We start from the raw sequence: 15,527 nt of genomic DNA on the forward strand, positions 1-15,527 counted from the left end.
CCGGCCTGGCCGCCGGTATCCTCCCGTCATGACTGACACCACGCCTGCCGCGACCTCGCCTTTCTCCTCCATCGATGCGGTCGTGCAGGCGCTGCAAGGCGTCGGCTACTTCGCCGATCGACGGCTGGCGACGGCGGTGTTCCTGGCTCTCAAGCTGCAGCGTCCGCTGCTGCTCGAGGGCGAGCCCGGGGTCGGCAAGACCGAGCTCGCCAAGGCCCTGTCGGCCGCCCTCGGGCGCGAACTGCTGCGCCTGCAGTGCTACGACGGGCTCGAGCAGCGCGAGGCGCTCTACGAATGGAACTACGCGGCCCAACTGCTCCACATGCGGGCCGCCGAGGCGCAGGGCGCATCGAGCGACATCGAGTCCGAGGTCTACCAGCCGCGCTACCTGATCCGTCGGCCGCTGCTGCAGGCGCTGCAGGCCGCGCCGCCCGGCGCGGTGCTCCTCATCGACGAGGTCGACCGCGCCGACGAGCCCTTCGAGGCCTTCCTGCTCGAATACCTGGGCGAGTATCAGGTCAGCATCCCCGAACTCGGCACGGTGCGGGCGCTGGTGCCGCCGGTCACGCTGCTCACCAGCAACCGCACGCGCGAACTCAACGACGCGGTCAAGCGGCGCTGCCTCTATCACTGGCTCGACTACCCGGAGCGCGAACGCGAGCTGGCGATCGTGCGGGCCCAGGTGCCGGAGGCCGGCCGGGTGCTGTCGGAGCAGGTCGCGGCCTTCGTCGGCCGGCTGCGCACGGCCCCGTTCGCCAGCGCCTTCCAGCGGGCGCCGGGCATCGCCGAGAGCGTCGAATGGGCCAAGGCCCTGATCGCGCTCGACACGGTCGAACTCGACCCCGAGGTGGTGGCCGACACCGCCGGCATCCTGTTCAAGCAGCGCGACGATGTCGCCGCGCTGACGCGCGAGCTGGCCTCCGACCTGCTCAAGCCCGAGGAGGAGGCCCCGTCTTGACAGAGCGAGTGCAGCAGCTCGGCGATGCCCGCCGCGGCAAGCTCGCAGGCAACCTGGCGGGCTTCGGCCGTGCGCTGCGGCGCGCCGGCGTGCGCACCGACGCCATGCGCATCGGGCTCGCGGCCGAGGCCGCGATGCTGGTCGGCGTCGACAGCCGCGGCGACCTGGCGTCCGCGATGGAGGCCGTGATGATCAGCCGCGAGGAAGACCGGGGGGTGTTCCGCGAGCTCTTCGACGCCTGGTTCCGCGATCCCGAGCTGGCCAACAAGCTGCTGGCCCAGATGCTGCCGAGCGCCGAAGGCAAGGCCGAGCCGGCGAAGCGCCGGCCGCGGGTGCGCGAGGCGCTGGCGGCCCCGCGCGATGCGGTCAAGCCAGCGCAGACCGAGCGCGAGATCGACTTCGATGCCGCGATGACCGCCAGCGACCGGCAGCGGGTCCAGCATGCCGATTTCAACGCGCTCGGCGCCGCCGAGTACCGGCTGGTCGAGCGGCTGGCGCGCGACATTGCGTTGCCGGTGCCGACCCTGCCCTCGCGCCGGCTGCGGGTGGCCGGCGACGGCGGCGTGCATTCGCGCATGCACTGGCCCGGCGTGCTGCACGAGGCGGCGCGCACCGGCGGCGAAATGCTGCGGCTGCCGAAGCTCTCGCGCCGCCGCCAGCCGCTGCCGCTGCTGGTGCTGATCGACGTCTCGGGATCGATGGAACGCTACGCCCGCCTGCTGCTGGCCTTCCTGCATGCGTCGACCCGGCGCGCGGGCCGGCGCGACGTGTTCGCCTTCGGCACCCACTTGACCGACCTGACACCGGCCTTCCGGATCGCCGACACCGATGCGATGCTGGCCGCGGCCGGCGCCGCCATCGACGATTTCGCCGGCGGCACCCGCCTGGGCGATTCGCTGGCCCAGCTGCGCCACAGGCACGCGCGGCGCCTCACCGGACGCCGCACGCTGGTGCTGGTGATCAGCGACGGCCTCGACACCGGCGAGCCCGAGGCGCTGGAGCACGAACTGCTGTGGCTCAAGCGGCATTCGCGGCGCGTGCTGTGGCTCAACCCGTTGCTGCGCTACGAGGGCTACGCTCCCCTTGCGCGCGGTGCGGCCATGTTGCACCGCCATGCAGACGCGATGCTCGCGGTCCACAATCTGAGCGCCCTCGAACAGCTGGCTTCGAGCCTCGCGGCGCTGATGCGCGCAGGTCGATAGCGGCCCGTTCACCCACCAAGACAACAAGGAATCCACCATGGAAATGCTCGGCAACCGCCGTCTCGGCGTCACGCAGCAACAGGCCTGGGATGCGCTCAACGATCCCGAGACCTTGAAGAAGTGCATCCCGGGCTGCGACCGGTTCGAGCTCACCGGCGAGAACGAGTACTCGGTCGGGCTGGCGCTGAAGATCGGGCCGGTGTCGGCCAAGTTCAGCGGCAAGGTCACGCTGGCCGACATCCTGGCGCCCGACAGCTACAAGCTGTCTTTCGAGGGCCAGGGCGGTGTCGCCGGATTCGCCAAGGGTGCGTCGAGCGTGTCGCTCAAGCCGGTGGCCGACGGCGCCGAGGGCTGCGAGCTCGACTACACCGTGCAGGCCCAGGTCGGCGGCAAGATCGCGCAGATGGGCCAGCGGCTGATCGACGGCGCCGCCAAGTCCACGGCCGACGATTTCTTCAAGCGCTTCGATGCCGAGATGCAGAGCCGCTACGGCCCGCCGCCCGAGGCGGCGGCCGAAGCGCCGGCCGAGAAGGTCGGTGCCGTGGCCGGCTTCATGCAGAAGCTAGGCATTGGCAAGAAGGCCGACACCGACAACAAGGACCCCGACTGAGCCATGGAAAACCTGGACGTCATGGTGCTGCGCACCCTGCGCGACTGGCGGCTGGCGGGCCGCCGTGCGCTGCTGTCGACCGTGGTCCGCACCTGGGGTTCGTCGCCGCGCCCGGTCGGCTCGATCATGGCGCTGGCCGAGGACGGCGCGGTGGTCGGCTCGGTCTCGGGCGGCTGCATCGAGGACGACCTGATCGCCCGCTACAGCCGCGCCCACGGCGACGGCGTCATGCCCACGGGCGCGCCGGCGCTGGTCAAGTACGGCATCACGGCCGACGAGGCGCATCGCTTCGGGCTGCCCTGCGGCGGCACGCTGGAGCTGCTGCTCGAATACGACCCCGACGCCGAATCCCTGAAGACGCTGGTGGCGGCGCTCGAGCAGGGGCAGCTGATGCAGCGCACGGTGCAGCTGGCGGATGGCGCGGTGGCGCTGGCCGAGGCGACCTCACCGGCCGAGCTGCTGGTCGACGACACCGAACTGGTGAACACCTTCGGCCCCGAATACCGCATGCTGCTGATCGGTGCCGGCCAGCTGGCCGAATACCTGGCGACGATGGCCAAGTTCAGCGGCTTCGCGGTCACGCTGTGCGACCCGCGCACCGAATACCACACGGCCTGGACCTTGCCCGGCGTCGCCATCACCACCGAGATGCCCGACGATGCCGTGACCGCGTTCAAGCCCGATCGCCGGACCTGCGTGGTGGCGCTCACGCACGACCCCAAGCTCGACGACCTGGCGCTGCTGGAGGCGCTGCAGAGCGAGGCCTTCTATGTCGGCGCGATCGGATCGCGGCGCAATGCCGAGGCCCGGCGCGAACGGATGATCGAGCACTTCGAGCAGACCGAGCAATCGCTGGCGCGCCTGCGCGGCCCGATCGGCATCTACATCGGCAGCAAGACGCCGCCCGAGATCGCGGTCAGCGTGATGGCGGAGATCCTGGCGGTGAAGAACGCGGTGGCCTTGCCGCGCGAAGCGGCGGTGGCGGTGGCCAAGGCGGCCGTGGGCTGAATCCGTCAGCGCTTTCGCGGGCCCAGCAGCTCCGCCAGGAAGCTCGTGTTGCGGCCCATCGCCCGCTGCATCTGGCGCGACTCGCGGGCTTCGGTGCGGGCCATCGAGAAGGCGAAGAAGCCGGCCACGAGCACGAAGCAGAGGCCGGCCGCAATCAGGACGCCGGTCAGCGAGGCCGCCCACCAGGCGATCGCGAGCAGGGCGACATTGAGGATCAGGATGAGGGCGCGCATGGCGTCAGGCTAACAGAGCCGATCAGTCTGCAGCGTGAACTAATGCACGGGCATCGCCTTAAGATGGAAAGCAGCATGCCAGCCCACCCATCCCCAGTCACTGCCGCCGCACCGCGCGCCTGCTGGATCGAAGCGCCGGGCCGCGCCGCGATCCGGATCGAGCCGATGGCCGCGCCCGGCGCCGGCGAGGTCGAGGTCCGGACGCTGCACAGTGCGGTCAGCCGCGGCACCGAGTCGCTGGTGTTCCGCGGCGAGGTGCCGACCAGCGAATTCGAGCGCATGCGCGCACCGTTTCAAGCGGGCGCGTTCCCCGCACCGGTCAAGTACGGCTACGCCAGCGTCGGCATCGTCGAGCAGGGCCCCGAAGGTTGGCGGGGCCGTCCTGTCTTCTGCCTGCATCCGCACCAGACCCGCTACGTGGTGCCGGTCGATGCGGTGCACCCGCTGCCCGAAGGCCTGCCGCCCGGGCGCGCGGTGCTGGCCGCCAACATGGAGACCGCGGTCAATGCGCTCTGGGATGCGGCGCCGCGTGTCGGCGATCGCATCACGGTGGTGGGCGGCGGGGTCGTCGGCCTGCTGGTCGCCTGGCTGGCTGCAAGGCTGCCGGGCTGCGAGGTCGAACTGGTCGACGTGCGGTCCTCGCGGCGCGCAGTGGCGGAGCGGCTCGGCGTCGCCTTCTCGCTGCCGGAGCACGCGCGGCCCGAGGCCGACCTGGTGCTGCATGCCAGCGGCCAGCCCCAGGGCCTGGCCACGGCGCTGGCACTGGCAGCCTTCGAGGCCACCGTGATCGAGCTCAGCTGGTACGGGGAGCGGCCGGTGTCGCTGGCACTCGGCGAGGCCTTTCATTCGCGCCGGCTGGTGCTCAAGAGCTCCCAGGTCGGCCACGTGGCGCCGGCCCAGCGCAGCCGCTGGCCGCACCGGCGGCGGCTGGCGCTGGCCTTGTCGCTGCTGCGCGACCCGGTGCTCGACCTGCTGGTGACCGACACCGCGCCCTTCGACCAGTTGCCCGAGGTGCTGGCGCGCCTTGCCGCCGGTGCGCCGGACACGCTGTGCCAGCGCATCGACTACGCCTGAGACCCAACCTGCCAGGAGCCCCCGCATGTACAGCGTCAACGTCCGCGACCACTTCATGGTCGCCCACAGCTTTCGCGGCGAGGCCTTCGGCCCGGCCCAGCGCCTGCACGGCGCGACCTACGTGGTCGATCTCGAGTTTCGCCGCGCCGAACTCGATGCCGACGGCATGGTGGTCGACATCGCGCGGGCGACCGAGGTGCTGCGCAGCGTGCTGGGCGAGTTCAACCTGCGCAACCTCGACGACGACCCGGCCTTCGAGGGACGCAACACGACCACCGAGTTCATGGCCCGCGTGATCTTCGATCGGGTCGCCGCGCGGATCCCGGTCGGCGACCTCGGGCCGCACGCCAGCGGGCTGTCGGGCCTGAGGGTGCGGCTCAACGAATCGCACGTGGCTTGGGCCGCCTACGAGGGCGCACTGCCGGCCGAGGCGGGTTGAATCCATTGAACGCGCGCTGCAGCTTCCTCGTGCCGGGCGATCTCGGCACCCGCACCGGCGGCTATGGCTACGACCGCCGGATCATCGACGGCCTGCGCGCGGCCGGCTGGCAGGTCGACGTGCAGTCACTGGGACCCGGCTTTCCCGATCCCGATGCATCGGCCCTGGCGTTGGCTCGCCGCCTGATCGAGGCCCTTCCCGATGGCACGCTGGTGGTGGTCGACGGGCTGGGCTTCGGCGTGCTGCCCGACCTCGCTGCCGCTCATGCGCAGAGGCTGCGCTGGGTCGCGCTGGTGCACCATCCGCTGTCGCTCGAGACCGGGCTGGCGCCCGATCGGCAGCGGGTGCTGTTCGAGAGCGAGCGGCGCGCGCTGGCGTCCGCACGCGGCGTCGTCGTCACCGGCCCGGCCACGGCGCGGGCGCTGGCGGCCTTCGACGTCGAGGACGCCCGCATCACGGTGGTCGAGCCGGGCACCGATCCCGCGCCGCTGGCAAAGGGGTCGGGCGTGGCCGCACTGGCGCTGTTGTGCGTTGCCAGCGTGACGCCGCGCAAGGGCCATGCCTTGCTGGTCGATGCGCTGGCCGGCCTGCGCGATCGGCCGTGGACGCTGGATTGCGCCGGCAGCCTCGCGATGGACCCGGCCTGCGCGGCGGCCCTGGCGGCCGCGATCGAAGCCCGGGGCCTGCAAGATCGCGTGCGGCTCCACGGTGAATGCGACGAGGCCGGCCTGCGCGCGCTCTACCAGGCTGCCGATGTCTTCGTGCTGCCGTCCTTCCACGAAGGCTACGGCATGGCGCTGGCCGAGGCCCTGGCGCACGGCCTGCCGGTGATCAGCACGCTGGCCGGCGCCATTCCAGACACCGTGCCGAGCACGGCGGGCCTGCTGGTTCCGCCGGGCGAGGTCGACGCGTTGCGGGCTGCGTTGCGGCGCCTGCTGGACGAAGACGGCCTGCGGGCCCGGCTGGCCGAGGGCGCCCGTGAAGCCCGGCGCGGCTTGCCGACCTGGGCGTCGCGTGCAGCGCGCTTTGCCGTCGCCCTCGACGCCGCCGCGCGCGCACCGTTGCCATGACCGGATTCAGCGCCGACTGGCTCGCGCTGCGCGAATCCTTCGATCGGGCCGCACGCGAGGCATCGGCCGCTGCCTTCGACCTGGTCGGGTTGGCCCGCCGATTGCGCGGTGATGGCGCCACGCTCGGCGTGCTCGACCTGGCCTCCGGCACCGGGGCCAACCTGCGCGAACTGGCGCCCCGCCTGGGCGGCGCGCAGCACTGGCGGCTGGTCGATCACGATCCGCGGCTGCTGGCGGCATTGCCCGGCGCGCTCGCGGCCTGGGCGGCGGCGCAGGGCTTCGCGGTGCGCACGCAAGGGGATCGGCTGCGCATCGAAGGACCGGACTGGCAGGCCGATGTGGAAGTCGTGCACCTCGATCTCGCCCGCGAGCTGGCCGCGCTGCCGCTGGCCGGGGTCGGGTTGATCACGGCGTCGGCGCTGCTCGACCTGGTGTCGGCCGCCTGGCTCGACCAACTGCTGACCCTCGCCTGCGCGGCGAAGGCGGCGCTGCTGTTCGCGTTGACGGTCGACGGGCGCGTCGACTGGACCCCGAAGCGGGCGGCCGATGAGGCGGTTCTGCGTCTGTTCGAGGCGCACCAGCGGGGCGACAAGGGCTTCGGCCCGGCGCTGGGCGGCAGGGCGGTGGAGGCGGTGGGCGATCGGCTGCGCGCGCTGGGCTGCGAGCTTCAGCGCATCGCCAGCGACTGGCACATCGACGCTCGCGACGGCGCCCAGGCACAGGCGATGCTGGCCGCGCTGATCGAAGGCAGCGCGGCCGCCGCGCGCGAGCAGGACGCCGGCGCCGCCGCATCGGTGGCCGCATGGTCGGCCGAACGGATGCAACTGCTCGTGCGCACCCGGCTTCGCATCGGCCACGCGGACTTGCTTGCCGTCTGGCCCTAATCCGCAGACCGCGCGGCGCGCAGATCAAGGTCCCAGAGCACGTCGGCGCCCATGCGGAACAGGCGCCCCGGCGGTCGCAGGCAATCGCGCATCGCGGCGCTGCGCGGCAATTGCAATCCTGGCCGGCCGGCCCCGATGATCACCGGCGCGATGCTGAGATGCAGCCGGTCGAGGCAACCCTGCGCGATGAAGCGCGACACGGTGACGCCGCCGCCTTCGACGAACAGCACGCCCAGGCCGCGCTGCTGCAAGGCAGCTTGCAATGCGTGCAGGTCGGCGCTGCCATCGGGACGCAGCAGGCCAGGCACGCCGAGCACCTGGTCGGCACCCACGCGGCGCGCCGCTTCGGACGTGCGTGCGGCGTCGCAGGCCAGCAGGGTGGCTGACTGGCGGTCGCAGAAGACGCGCAGCGTCGCCGGCAGTCGCAGCGCCGGGTCGAGCAGCACCCGTACCGGGTGCGGGCCCGGCACCCGCCGCGTCGTCAGTTGCGGGTTGTCGATGGCCGCGGTGCCGGCGCCGACGATGACCGCGTCGCACAGCGCGCGCAGGCGGTGCAGGTGCACCAGCATCTCCGGCCCGTTGACGTAGTTGGAGTCACCGCCATGCGTGGCCACGCAGCCATCCAGGCTCTGGCCGAGCTGGCCGATCGCCCAGGGCGTGCCCGCGCGCGGCTGGTCGAGCAGGGGCTTGAGCAGATCGAACAGCTCGAGCGCCTGGTCGTCCCACAGCCCCTGCAACGCGAAGCCCCCCGCCGCGTTCCAGGCGATCGGCGCGCCGGCGTCCGCCGCCGGCGGCGGCTGGCGACTGCGCCGGCGCGACGCGATCTCCAGGCACAGCGGCCACAGCACATCGATGCCGGGGAGGGTGGGGGAGGCGTGCATCATGGCTTGTCAGCAAGGCGTGGGGGCGTGGAATGGGGGGTGTCCGGCGTCTGGCGAGCTGCCTGGGCCTCGCCATGAAGCGCCAGCGCGAGCGCGCCTGCGACCCACAGCGCCGCCAGGCCCGCGACGATCACCGCATCGATCGCAGGGCGTCGGCCGCGCCGCAGCCACTGCACTGTCGGCCCCGACGTCAGGGCACAAGCGAGCAGCAACAGTACCTCGGGCTGCACTGGCGTCAGCAGGGCGAGGCCCTGCGCCAGCGTCAGCCAGGCGATGACGCAGACCACCGCACCACTGGCGCCGAAGCCGATGCGGACCTTGGGCCAAAGCCACAAGGCGCAGCCGGCAATGGCGGCGGCGATCGCCAGGCCGAGCTCGAACAGCAGCGGCGATCCGGAAATGAAAGCCACCGCCGACAGTCCGAGGCCGGCGATCAGCAGGCTGGCCGGCGCGTCGGCCTGCTCGAGCGGCGCGCCCAGCACCGCCGCGATCACCGCGGCGCCGACCGCCCAGGTGGCGACCTGCAGCACCGCAGGCTGGTCGCTGAGCCCTATCAGCACCAGCGCCCACAGCACGCAGCAGGCGAGCCAGGTCGTGCGCTTCATCGCACGCATGCCTTCCAGGCCGATGCCGAGCAAGGCGGCCGAGGCGTAGATCCAGGGCAGCTCCTCGGTCAGCTCGCCCGGCCACATCTGCCAGCCGAGCACCCAGGCCGAGGCGACCAGGATCGCCGGCGCCACGCCCGCCGAGGCCCAGCGCCGGCCATGCACCCCGCCGAGGACGGCGCGCAGCAGGCCGGTGGCCCCGAACGACAGCACCAGCGGCAGCGCCAGGCTCTCGAACAGCGGGTTGTGGAAGTCCATGCCCGTTTAGTTTATGCAGGCCGGCCGGGGCCGCCGTCAATGCGACAGGTCGGCGGCGCCATCAGGCAGACTCCACCGGTGGCGGACGCGTCGAGGTCCAGGGCGAGACGCCCTGCGCCACGGCCGCGTCGTGCTGGGCGGCCAGCGCGCGCCGGAAACCGTCGCGTTGCTGAAGCCGCTCCCAGTACGTGGCCACCGCGGCCGGAAAGCGCGGCACCAGGTCGAGTTCGTTGGCCAGCAGCAGCGCGTAGCCGACCGAGATGTCGGCCACCGTGAAGCGGTCGGCGGCCAGGAAGGCATGCTGCTGCAGCACCGCGTCGATGCCGCGCAGGCGGGCGATGAACCACTTGGCATAGTCGTCCGCCGCCTGCGGCAGCTTGCGCTCCTCGGGCTCGAAGCGGCCGTAGCGCAGCACGATGGTCTGCGGGAAGGTCAGCGTGGCCTCGCCGTGATGCAGCCAGTTGAGCCAGGCGCCGAAGCCGGGCTCGTCGGGCCGCACCGCGAGGCCGTGCCGGTTGCCGGGGTCGCAGCGCTGCACCAGGTACTGGCACATGGCCGACGACTCGGTCATGCGCGTGTCGCCGTCGAGCAGCAGCGGCACGGTGCCGAGCGGATTGAGCGCGAGGTAGCTGCGCTGGAGCGCGCGCGGGGGAAAGGGCAGCATGCGCAACTGGTAGGGCGCGCCCAGTTCCTCGAGCGCCCAGAGCGGGCGGAACGAACGTGCGCTGACACAGTGATAGAGCTCGATCATGCGGGTCCTTGTCTCCTGGCGGCGAACTCGCCGCCGTTCGGCGTCCGCCATCCTAAGCCCAAGGCCGCCCCGGGGCGCAGTAGCATTCGGTGCGCTGCAGCGACCCCGGGGACCCGGGCCGATCGGCCGCCACACGACCAGAGAGCATTCATGAGCACCAACATCGTCATCGTCGGAGGCGGCCATGCCGCCGCCCAGCTGTGCGCCGGCCTGGCCGAGGCCGGGCAGGGCGGGCGCGTCCACTTGGTCTGCGAGGAAGCGACCATTCCCTATCACCGGCCGCCGCTGTCCAAGACCTTCCTGAAGAGCCCGGACGAGCAGCCGCAGCAGCATCGGGCCGAAGCCTGGTATGCCGAATCGGGCATCACGATGCACCTGGGCGATGCGGCACTGGCGATCGACCGCGCCGCCCGCACGGTCACGCTGCAATCGGGGGCCGTGCTCGGCTGGGAGCGCCTGGTGCTCGCGACCGGCACCCGCGCCCGCCGCCTGTCGGCGCTGGCGGGACTGTCCAACGTGGCCCTGCTGCGCGCCGCCGACGAAGCGGCGCAGCTGCGCAGCCTGCTGGCCGCGGCGCAGCACGTGACCGTGCTCGGCGGCGGCTTCATCGGCCTCGAGGTGGCCGCCACCGCGCTGGCGCTCGGCAAGCAGGTGCTGGTGCTCGAAAGCGCGCCGCGGCTGTTGAGCCGCGCCGTGTCCCCCGAGCTGTCGGCGCACGTGCTGGCGACCCACCGCGCCGCCGGCATGGACCTGCGCGTGGGCGTGCAGAGCGGCGCAATGCAGATCGACGGGCCGCGGCTGATGGCGATCGAGGTCGACGGCGCGCCGCAGCCGATCGACCTGCTGCTGCTCGGCATCGGTGCGGTGCCCGAGACCGCGCTGGCCGAGGCCGCCGGCCTGGAGTGCGCCGACGGCATCGTGGTCGACGCCTACATGCAGACCAGCGACGAGCGCGTGCTGGCGGTGGGCGATTGCACGCGCTTCCCGGACCGGCGCGCCGGCCAGGCGCTGCGCCTGGAGTCGGTGCAGAACGCCAACGACCAGGCCCGCACCGCCGTGGCGACCCTGACCGGTGCGCCGCGGCCGCACGACGCGGTGCCGTGGTTCTGGTCGGATCAGGGCAGCCTGCGGCTGCAGATGGCCGGCCTGGTGCCGGCGCCCGGCGCGCCCGGCCACGTCACGGTGCGGCGCCCCGGGGCCAGCGCGGCTGCGTTCTCGCTGCTGCACTACGTGGACGGCCAGCTGCGCTGCGTCGAATCGGTCAACGCGCCGGTCGACCACATGATGAGCCGCAAGCTGCTCGAAGCGGGGCGCAGCCCCGAGCCGGCGGTCGCGGCCGATCCGGCCGTGCCGCTCAAGACGCACCTGGCCTGAGGGTCAACAGGCCCCGGCGGCCGGCAGGTTCAGGCCGTGCCCGCCGGGTGCGGCGCCATGTTCTTGCGAATCTCGGCGTCCATCATGCGGGTGCCGGCCGCCAGCGCGGCCTCGTAGGTGTCGGCGCCGTATTCGGCGGCGCGCACCACCTTGTGGGGGACGCCACCGGCGTCGCATTCGAGCAGCGTCCAGAGAAAAGACCCGGGCGCCGGCTCGTCGATAACGAGTTTGATCGGATTTTTCATGCCTTGATGGTGGGCTTTTCGCTTGGGCTTTTCTGTAGGAGAAGGCCTACGTTACGTGCGAATCGTCGCTCTCAATCGACCAGGAAGCCGCCGCTGAGATTGGCGACGGTGCCGGTGATGGCGCCGGCATGCTTCGAGGCCAGAAAGACCGCCGTGTTCGCGACCTGATCGAGGGTCGGCAGGCGCTTCAGCAAGGTGCCGGCGGCGGCGCCCGCGAGCATCTGCTCGATCGTCAGCCCGGCGCGCTCGGCCATCGGGGCGAACACCTCGCGGGTGTGGGAGCCCATGGCGGCGGCCTCGGGGATCGCATGCGGCCTGATGCAGACCACGCGGACGCCCCGGGCGCCGAGTTCGCCCGCGAGATGGCGCGACAACGCCTCGACCGCGGCGCTCGCGACGCAGTTGCCCAGGTAGCCCGGTCCCGGAAGCCGCGCGCCGGGCGTCGACAGCGTGAGGATGACGCCCGATCGCCTGGCGGCCATGTGGCGCGCCGCCGCCTTGGCGGTGATGAAATTGGCCCGCGCGTAAGTCGTGATCGGCAGTTCGTAGTCGGCGAGCGAAAGATCGGCCAGCGGCGTGCCTTGCACGTGCGCGATGCCGATCGCGTTCAGCGCGACGTCGATCCGTCCCGTCCGTGCCGCCACGGCATCGGCGTGGCGTTCGACCGCATCGGTGTCGAGGGCATCGAGCCGGGCGGTCTCGACCTGCCCGCCGGCCGCGCGGATGTCGTTCGCGACGGCGTCGAGGCGGGACTGGGTCCGGCCGGTGAGGAACACCCGTGCGCCTTCGCGCGCGAAGGCGCGGGCCACGGCGCCGCCGATCGCACCGCCCCCACCGTGGACCACCGCGCTCTGGTTCTGGAGCAGCATCCGCATCTCCTGCATTGTGTACGGTATCCACAAACCATAGCAGGGATTCTGGACGGCGTCCACATAGGATGCCTCGGCGTTGAGATGGGTATCGACTCAACGTGGGGCTTGTCAAAAATCATGTAATGTTAGTTAAAATGTATTACATGAACACCGAGCGAGACAACTTCCACGACTGGGCCCGGGACAAGCCTGATTCGACGTCGTTTTCGGGCCTCCACCGTTCCGAACTGCACGATCTGAACAGCCATCCCCGCGTCCGATGGGGACGGCTGTTCTTGCTGGTCGTGCTGGCGGTGGCATTGGGCGCCGGTTTGAAATACCTGGCGGCGGCGGCCTAGTTTTCCACGCCCGGCCAGCCTGCCCGTTTTGCAGGCAATGCGGTGGGAACCCGCATGGGGACTGGGCCCGTGCATTCGCTTCCACGCCCTTCGCACAGCGTTATCCACAGAAGCTCGGTACAAGTCCGGCGACCGCGGCCGTCTTATTTGACCTGCTGCTTGACCAGCTTTCGCGCCAGCGTCCGCCGATGCATGCCGAGCCGCCGCGCGGTCTCGGAAATATTGAAGCCGGTTTCGGCCAGCGTCTCGTGGATCCGTTCCCATTCGAGCGTCTTGATCGAGGTCGAGCGGTTGGTCAGCTCGATGTCGGTGTCGCCCTCGGCGCGTCCGAAGGCGGCCTCGATGTCGTCGGTGTTGGAGGGCTTGGCCAGGTAGTGGCAGGCGCCCAGCTTGATCGCCTCGACCGCGGTCGCGATGCTCGCGAAGCCGGTCAGGACCACGATCAGCATCGCCGGGTCGTGCCGGTTCAGGAGTTGGACGCAGGCCAGCCCCGAGGCCTCGCCGCTGAGCTTGAGGTCGACCACCGCGTAGCGCGGCGAATGGGCCTGGAGCAGGGAAGCGACCTCGTCGACGTTGGCCGCCAGCAGCACCGTGTAGCCGCGCCGCTCGAACGAGCGCCCGAGTGTGCGGGCGAAGGCCGCGTCGTCCTCGACGATCAGCAGCAGGCGTTCAGCTTCCATTTCCTTCGTCTTCCTCCTCTTCGAGAATGATCGATGCCAGCGGCAGGGTCAGCGTCACTTCGGCGCCGCCTTCGGGGCGGTTGCGGGCGCTCACCTTGCCGCCCAGCGTGCGCGCCACGTTGACCACCAGGAACAGCCCGAGCCCGCCTTCCGGCCGGCCCTTGGTCGACAGGTAGGGCTTGCCGAAATCGGCCAGCATCCCTGGCGCGAAGCCGGGCCCGGCATCGGTGACCGTGAGCCGCAGGGTGTCGCCGTCGTGCGTCGCTTCGAGGCGCACCCAGTCGGGCGACGCCTGCAGCGCATTGTCGAGCACGTTGCAAAGGGTCTGCTTCAGGGCCGAGTCGGAGACCATCGGCAGGTCGTGGCCGAAGCGGTTCTCGTACTCGAAGGCCAGCACCGGCCGGGTCGAGCGCCACTCCTCGGCCGTGTCGTCGAGGAAAGTGCTGACCGTGGTTTCGAGCGACGACTCGCCGCGCGCCTCGCCGGCCGACAGCAGGATGCCGCTCAGGGTCGCCTTGCAGCGCTGCACCTGGGCCTGCATCTCGTCGATCTCTGCGAGCAGTTCGGGGTCGGAGGTGAAATGCGGCAGGTGCCGCCAGTCGCCGAGGATCACCGACAGCGTGGCCAGCGGCGTGCCCAGGTCGTGCGCGGCGCCCGAGGCCAGCAGGCCCATGCGCACGATGTGCTCTTCCTCGGCGGCGCGTTCGCGCAGCGCGGCCAGCCGGGCGTCGCGGGCCCGCAGGTTGCGGCTGATGCGGCTGATGAACACCACCAGCAGCGACGCGTTGAGGCCGAAGCAGATCAGCATGCCCAGGATGTACGGGCTCAGCAGGCCGCGCCCATGCTCGATCGGCAACTGCAGCGGACCGCTGAAGATCGCCAGCCCGGCGAAGCAGGCGCTGGTGATGCCGACGATGGTCCAGGTCGACCAGGCCTCCAGCAGCACCGCGCCCAGGATCACCTGCAGGAGGTACAGGAAGACGAAGGGGTTGGCGGCACCGCCGCTCAGGTAGAGCTGCGCGGTCAGCATCGCGACGTCGACCAGCAGGGCGACGAAGAGCTCGCCGTTGCTGACGTCGCGGTGGATGCGCCAGCGCAGCTGGCTGGCGGCATTGAAGGCGGCCAGGAAGGCCAGCACCGCCAGCATCTGGTCGAGCGGCAGGCGGATGCCGAAGCCGTAGTGCACCACCGCGATGGTCGCCACCTGGCCGACCACCGCCATCCAGCGCAGCTGGATCAGCTGCTGCATGTTCTCGAGGCCGGTGGCGTCGCCGTAGTCAGTCGTGCGAGCCATCGGGGCTTCCTTCCTCGGCGCGCCGGCGTTCCTGGCGGACCACGATCCAGGTCGCGCCCGCGACCATCAGGGCCAGGGCATACCAGGTCAGGGCATAGACCAGGTGGTTGTTGGGAAAGGCGATCACGGTCAGGCCGCCGACCGGGCCACCCGGCGCCGCCGCCGCTGCATCGGCATCGACGAAGTAGGGCGCGACGTCGCTCAGGCCGCGCGCCAGCGCGATCGCCTGGACGTCGCGCGAATACCAGCGATCGGCGCCCGGGTCGTTGTCGCGCAGCAGGGCGCCGCGCGGCTCGGTCATCCGCAGCAGGCCGGTGACAGTGACCGATTCAGCCGGTTCAGCCGGTTCAGCCGGTCCGCTTTCGCGGCGCGCCGCACGCTGCTTCTGCTGCGCCGGCGTCACGAAGCCGCGGTTGACCAGCAGCGAGCGGCCGTCGGCCATGCGCAGGGGCGTCAGTACCCAGTAGCCGCTGCCCAGTTCGGTCGTGGCCTGGACCAGGGTCTCGCGGTCGTGGAGGAAGCGGCCGGTGGCACGCACATGCCGGTATTCGTCGGCGGCCCGATTGACTGTCGGCCATTGGCCGGGTCCCGGTGCGTCGACGGCGGGCGCGTGGACCCGCTGGTCGACGCGCTCGATCAGGTCCAGCTTCCAGGCCCTGCGCTCGAGCTGCCAGGTGCCGAGCGCAAAGAAGCCTGCGAAGGCCGAGACCGCGCACAAGGCCAGCGCCAGCCGCGGAAGAAGTCTCCTCAC

The 15,527-nt window shown here is 71.4% G+C and carries 19 protein-coding genes; 10 read left to right on the plus strand and 9 right to left on the minus strand.

Annotated features, from left to right (window positions below):
• The first annotated feature begins 28 nt into the window (after positions 1-28).
• Genes QTI17_RS21760 through QTI17_RS21775 form a run of 4 tightly spaced genes read left to right on the plus strand, consistent with a single transcriptional unit; the run spans position 29 to position 3,778 of the window.
• Positions 29-958, plus strand: coding sequence for an AAA family ATPase (locus QTI17_RS21760; RefSeq protein ID WP_286535550.1), 930 nt, complete (start codon positions 29-31; stop codon positions 956-958).
• Complete coding sequence (locus QTI17_RS21765) at positions 955-2,160, plus strand: vWA domain-containing protein (RefSeq protein WP_286535551.1); 1,206 nt, start codon at positions 955-957, stop codon at positions 2,158-2,160. Before QTI17_RS21760 ends, QTI17_RS21765 begins: the two co-directional genes overlap by 4 nt.
• A 37-nt stretch (positions 2,161-2,197) precedes the next feature.
• Positions 2,198-2,770: an SRPBCC family protein gene (locus tag QTI17_RS21770; protein ID WP_286526342.1), complete on the plus strand. Its 573-nt coding sequence runs from the start codon at positions 2,198-2,200 to the stop codon at positions 2,768-2,770.
• 3 nt (positions 2,771-2,773) lie between these two features.
• Positions 2,774-3,778 carry an XdhC family protein gene (locus tag QTI17_RS21775; RefSeq protein WP_286535552.1) on the plus strand — a complete coding sequence of 335 codons (1,005 nt, stop codon included), beginning with the start codon at positions 2,774-2,776 and terminating at the stop codon, positions 3,776-3,778.
• Positions 3,779-3,783: 5 nt separating this feature from the next.
• Here the strand turns inward: QTI17_RS21775 and QTI17_RS21780 are convergent, their stop codons facing one another.
• The gene (locus tag QTI17_RS21780; protein ID WP_286535554.1) at positions 3,784-4,011 is read right to left on the minus strand and encodes a hypothetical protein; all 228 of its coding nucleotides are present in this window, start codon (positions 4,009-4,011) and stop codon (positions 3,784-3,786) included.
• Positions 4,012-4,086: 75 nt separating this feature from the next.
• Between QTI17_RS21780 and QTI17_RS21785 the strand changes: the two genes are divergently transcribed.
• Genes QTI17_RS21785 through QTI17_RS21800 form a run of 4 tightly spaced genes read left to right on the plus strand, consistent with a single transcriptional unit; the run spans position 4,087 to position 7,478 of the window.
• The gene (locus QTI17_RS21785; protein WP_286535555.1) at positions 4,087-5,085 is read left to right on the plus strand and encodes a zinc-dependent alcohol dehydrogenase; all 999 of its coding nucleotides are present in this window, start codon (positions 4,087-4,089) and stop codon (positions 5,083-5,085) included.
• A 25-nt stretch (positions 5,086-5,110) separates the two neighbouring features.
• Positions 5,111-5,524 carry a 6-pyruvoyl trahydropterin synthase family protein gene (locus QTI17_RS21790; RefSeq protein WP_286535556.1) on the plus strand — a complete coding sequence of 138 codons (414 nt, stop codon included), beginning with the start codon at positions 5,111-5,113 and terminating at the stop codon, positions 5,522-5,524.
• Complete coding sequence (locus QTI17_RS21795) at positions 5,521-6,594, plus strand: glycosyltransferase family 4 protein (protein ID WP_286535557.1); 1,074 nt, start codon at positions 5,521-5,523, stop codon at positions 6,592-6,594. The genes QTI17_RS21790 and QTI17_RS21795 overlap by 4 nt, the downstream gene beginning before the upstream one ends.
• Positions 6,591-7,478 (plus strand): hypothetical protein, encoded by an 888-nt coding sequence (locus QTI17_RS21800; RefSeq protein WP_286535558.1) that lies wholly within the window; start codon positions 6,591-6,593, stop codon positions 7,476-7,478. The genes QTI17_RS21795 and QTI17_RS21800 overlap by 4 nt, the downstream gene beginning before the upstream one ends.
• Here QTI17_RS21800 and QTI17_RS21805 read toward each other — a convergent pair.
• From QTI17_RS21805 to QTI17_RS21815, 3 genes are all read right to left on the minus strand, one after another.
• On the minus strand, positions 7,475-8,362 hold the full coding sequence (locus QTI17_RS21805) for a RibD family protein (RefSeq protein WP_286535559.1): 888 nt from the start codon (positions 8,360-8,362) through the stop codon (positions 7,475-7,477). The two genes, QTI17_RS21800 and QTI17_RS21805, sit on opposite strands and share 4 nt — an antisense overlap.
• Complete coding sequence (locus QTI17_RS21810; RefSeq protein WP_286535560.1) at positions 8,359-9,222, minus strand: hypothetical protein; 864 nt, start codon at positions 9,220-9,222, stop codon at positions 8,359-8,361. Before QTI17_RS21810 ends, QTI17_RS21805 begins: the two co-directional genes overlap by 4 nt.
• Before the next feature lie 61 nt (positions 9,223-9,283).
• Positions 9,284-9,973, minus strand: coding sequence for a glutathione S-transferase family protein (locus QTI17_RS21815; RefSeq protein WP_286535561.1), 690 nt, complete (start codon positions 9,971-9,973; stop codon positions 9,284-9,286).
• Positions 9,974-10,123: 150 nt separating this feature from the next.
• On the opposite strand from QTI17_RS21815, the gene QTI17_RS21820 reads away from it, so the two are divergent.
• On the plus strand, positions 10,124-11,347 hold the full coding sequence (locus QTI17_RS21820) for an NAD(P)/FAD-dependent oxidoreductase (RefSeq protein WP_286535562.1): 1,224 nt from the start codon (positions 10,124-10,126) through the stop codon (positions 11,345-11,347).
• Between the two features lie 29 nt (positions 11,348-11,376).
• On the opposite strand, the gene QTI17_RS21825 is transcribed toward QTI17_RS21820, so the two are convergent.
• Entirely contained in the window at positions 11,377-11,592 is a 216-nt protein-coding gene (locus QTI17_RS21825; RefSeq protein WP_286535564.1) for a hypothetical protein, read from the minus strand.
• A 71-nt stretch (positions 11,593-11,663) separates the two neighbouring features.
• Positions 11,664-12,461 (minus strand): SDR family NAD(P)-dependent oxidoreductase, encoded by a 798-nt coding sequence (locus tag QTI17_RS21830; protein ID WP_286535567.1) that lies wholly within the window; start codon positions 12,459-12,461, stop codon positions 11,664-11,666.
• 146 nt (positions 12,462-12,607) lie between these two features.
• Between QTI17_RS21830 and QTI17_RS21835 the strand changes: the two genes are divergently transcribed.
• Positions 12,608-12,802, plus strand: coding sequence for a hypothetical protein (locus QTI17_RS21835; protein ID WP_286535568.1), 195 nt, complete (start codon positions 12,608-12,610; stop codon positions 12,800-12,802).
• A 143-nt stretch (positions 12,803-12,945) separates the two neighbouring features.
• Here the strand turns inward: QTI17_RS21835 and QTI17_RS21840 are convergent, their stop codons facing one another.
• From QTI17_RS21840 to QTI17_RS21850, 3 genes are read right to left on the minus strand one after another with little or no spacing between them, the layout of a single operon-like run.
• Positions 12,946-13,482, minus strand: a complete 537-nt coding sequence (locus QTI17_RS21840) for a response regulator transcription factor (RefSeq protein ID WP_286526325.1) — start codon at positions 13,480-13,482, stop codon at positions 12,946-12,948.
• A complete protein-coding gene (locus QTI17_RS21845; RefSeq protein WP_286535569.1) occupies positions 13,472-14,776 on the minus strand; it encodes an ATP-binding protein in 1,305 nt (434 codons plus the stop codon). Before QTI17_RS21845 ends, QTI17_RS21840 begins: the two co-directional genes overlap by 11 nt.
• Entirely contained in the window at positions 14,760-15,527 is a 768-nt protein-coding gene (locus QTI17_RS21850) for an SURF1 family protein (RefSeq protein ID WP_286535570.1), read from the minus strand. The genes QTI17_RS21845 and QTI17_RS21850 overlap by 17 nt, the downstream gene beginning before the upstream one ends.

The organism is Variovorax sp. J31P179, assembly GCF_030316985.1.
Taxonomy (GTDB): Bacteria; Pseudomonadota; Gammaproteobacteria; order Burkholderiales; family Burkholderiaceae_C; genus Variovorax; species Variovorax ginsengisoli_B.

Coding starts and splice junctions, on each gene's coding strand:
- QTI17_RS21760 (WP_286535550.1), top strand. CDS start 29: ATGACTGACACCACGCCTGCCGCGACCTCGCCTTTCTCCTCCATCGAT.
- QTI17_RS21770 (WP_286526342.1), top strand. CDS start 2,198: ATGGAAATGCTCGGCAACCGCCGTCTCGGCGTCACGCAGCAACAGGCC.
- QTI17_RS21775 (WP_286535552.1), top strand. CDS start 2,774: ATGGAAAACCTGGACGTCATGGTGCTGCGCACCCTGCGCGACTGGCGG.
- QTI17_RS21780 (WP_286535554.1), bottom strand. CDS start 4,011: ATGCGCGCCCTCATCCTGATCCTCAATGTCGCCCTGCTCGCGATCGCC.
- QTI17_RS21785 (WP_286535555.1), top strand. CDS start 4,087: ATGCCAGCCCACCCATCCCCAGTCACTGCCGCCGCACCGCGCGCCTGC.
- QTI17_RS21790 (WP_286535556.1), top strand. CDS start 5,111: ATGTACAGCGTCAACGTCCGCGACCACTTCATGGTCGCCCACAGCTTT.
- QTI17_RS21800 (WP_286535558.1), top strand. CDS start 6,591: ATGACCGGATTCAGCGCCGACTGGCTCGCGCTGCGCGAATCCTTCGAT.
- QTI17_RS21805 (WP_286535559.1), bottom strand. CDS start 8,362: ATGATGCACGCCTCCCCCACCCTCCCCGGCATCGATGTGCTGTGGCCG.
- QTI17_RS21810 (WP_286535560.1), bottom strand. CDS start 9,222: ATGGACTTCCACAACCCGCTGTTCGAGAGCCTGGCGCTGCCGCTGGTG.
- QTI17_RS21815 (WP_286535561.1), bottom strand. CDS start 9,973: ATGATCGAGCTCTATCACTGTGTCAGCGCACGTTCGTTCCGCCCGCTC.
- QTI17_RS21820 (WP_286535562.1), top strand. CDS start 10,124: ATGAGCACCAACATCGTCATCGTCGGAGGCGGCCATGCCGCCGCCCAG.
- QTI17_RS21825 (WP_286535564.1), bottom strand. CDS start 11,592: ATGAAAAATCCGATCAAACTCGTTATCGACGAGCCGGCGCCCGGGTCT.
- QTI17_RS21830 (WP_286535567.1), bottom strand. CDS start 12,461: ATGCTGCTCCAGAACCAGAGCGCGGTGGTCCACGGTGGGGGCGGTGCG.
- QTI17_RS21835 (WP_286535568.1), top strand. CDS start 12,608: ATGAACACCGAGCGAGACAACTTCCACGACTGGGCCCGGGACAAGCCT.
- QTI17_RS21840 (WP_286526325.1), bottom strand. CDS start 13,482: ATGGAAGCTGAACGCCTGCTGCTGATCGTCGAGGACGACGCGGCCTTC.
- QTI17_RS21845 (WP_286535569.1), bottom strand. CDS start 14,776: ATGGCTCGCACGACTGACTACGGCGACGCCACCGGCCTCGAGAACATG.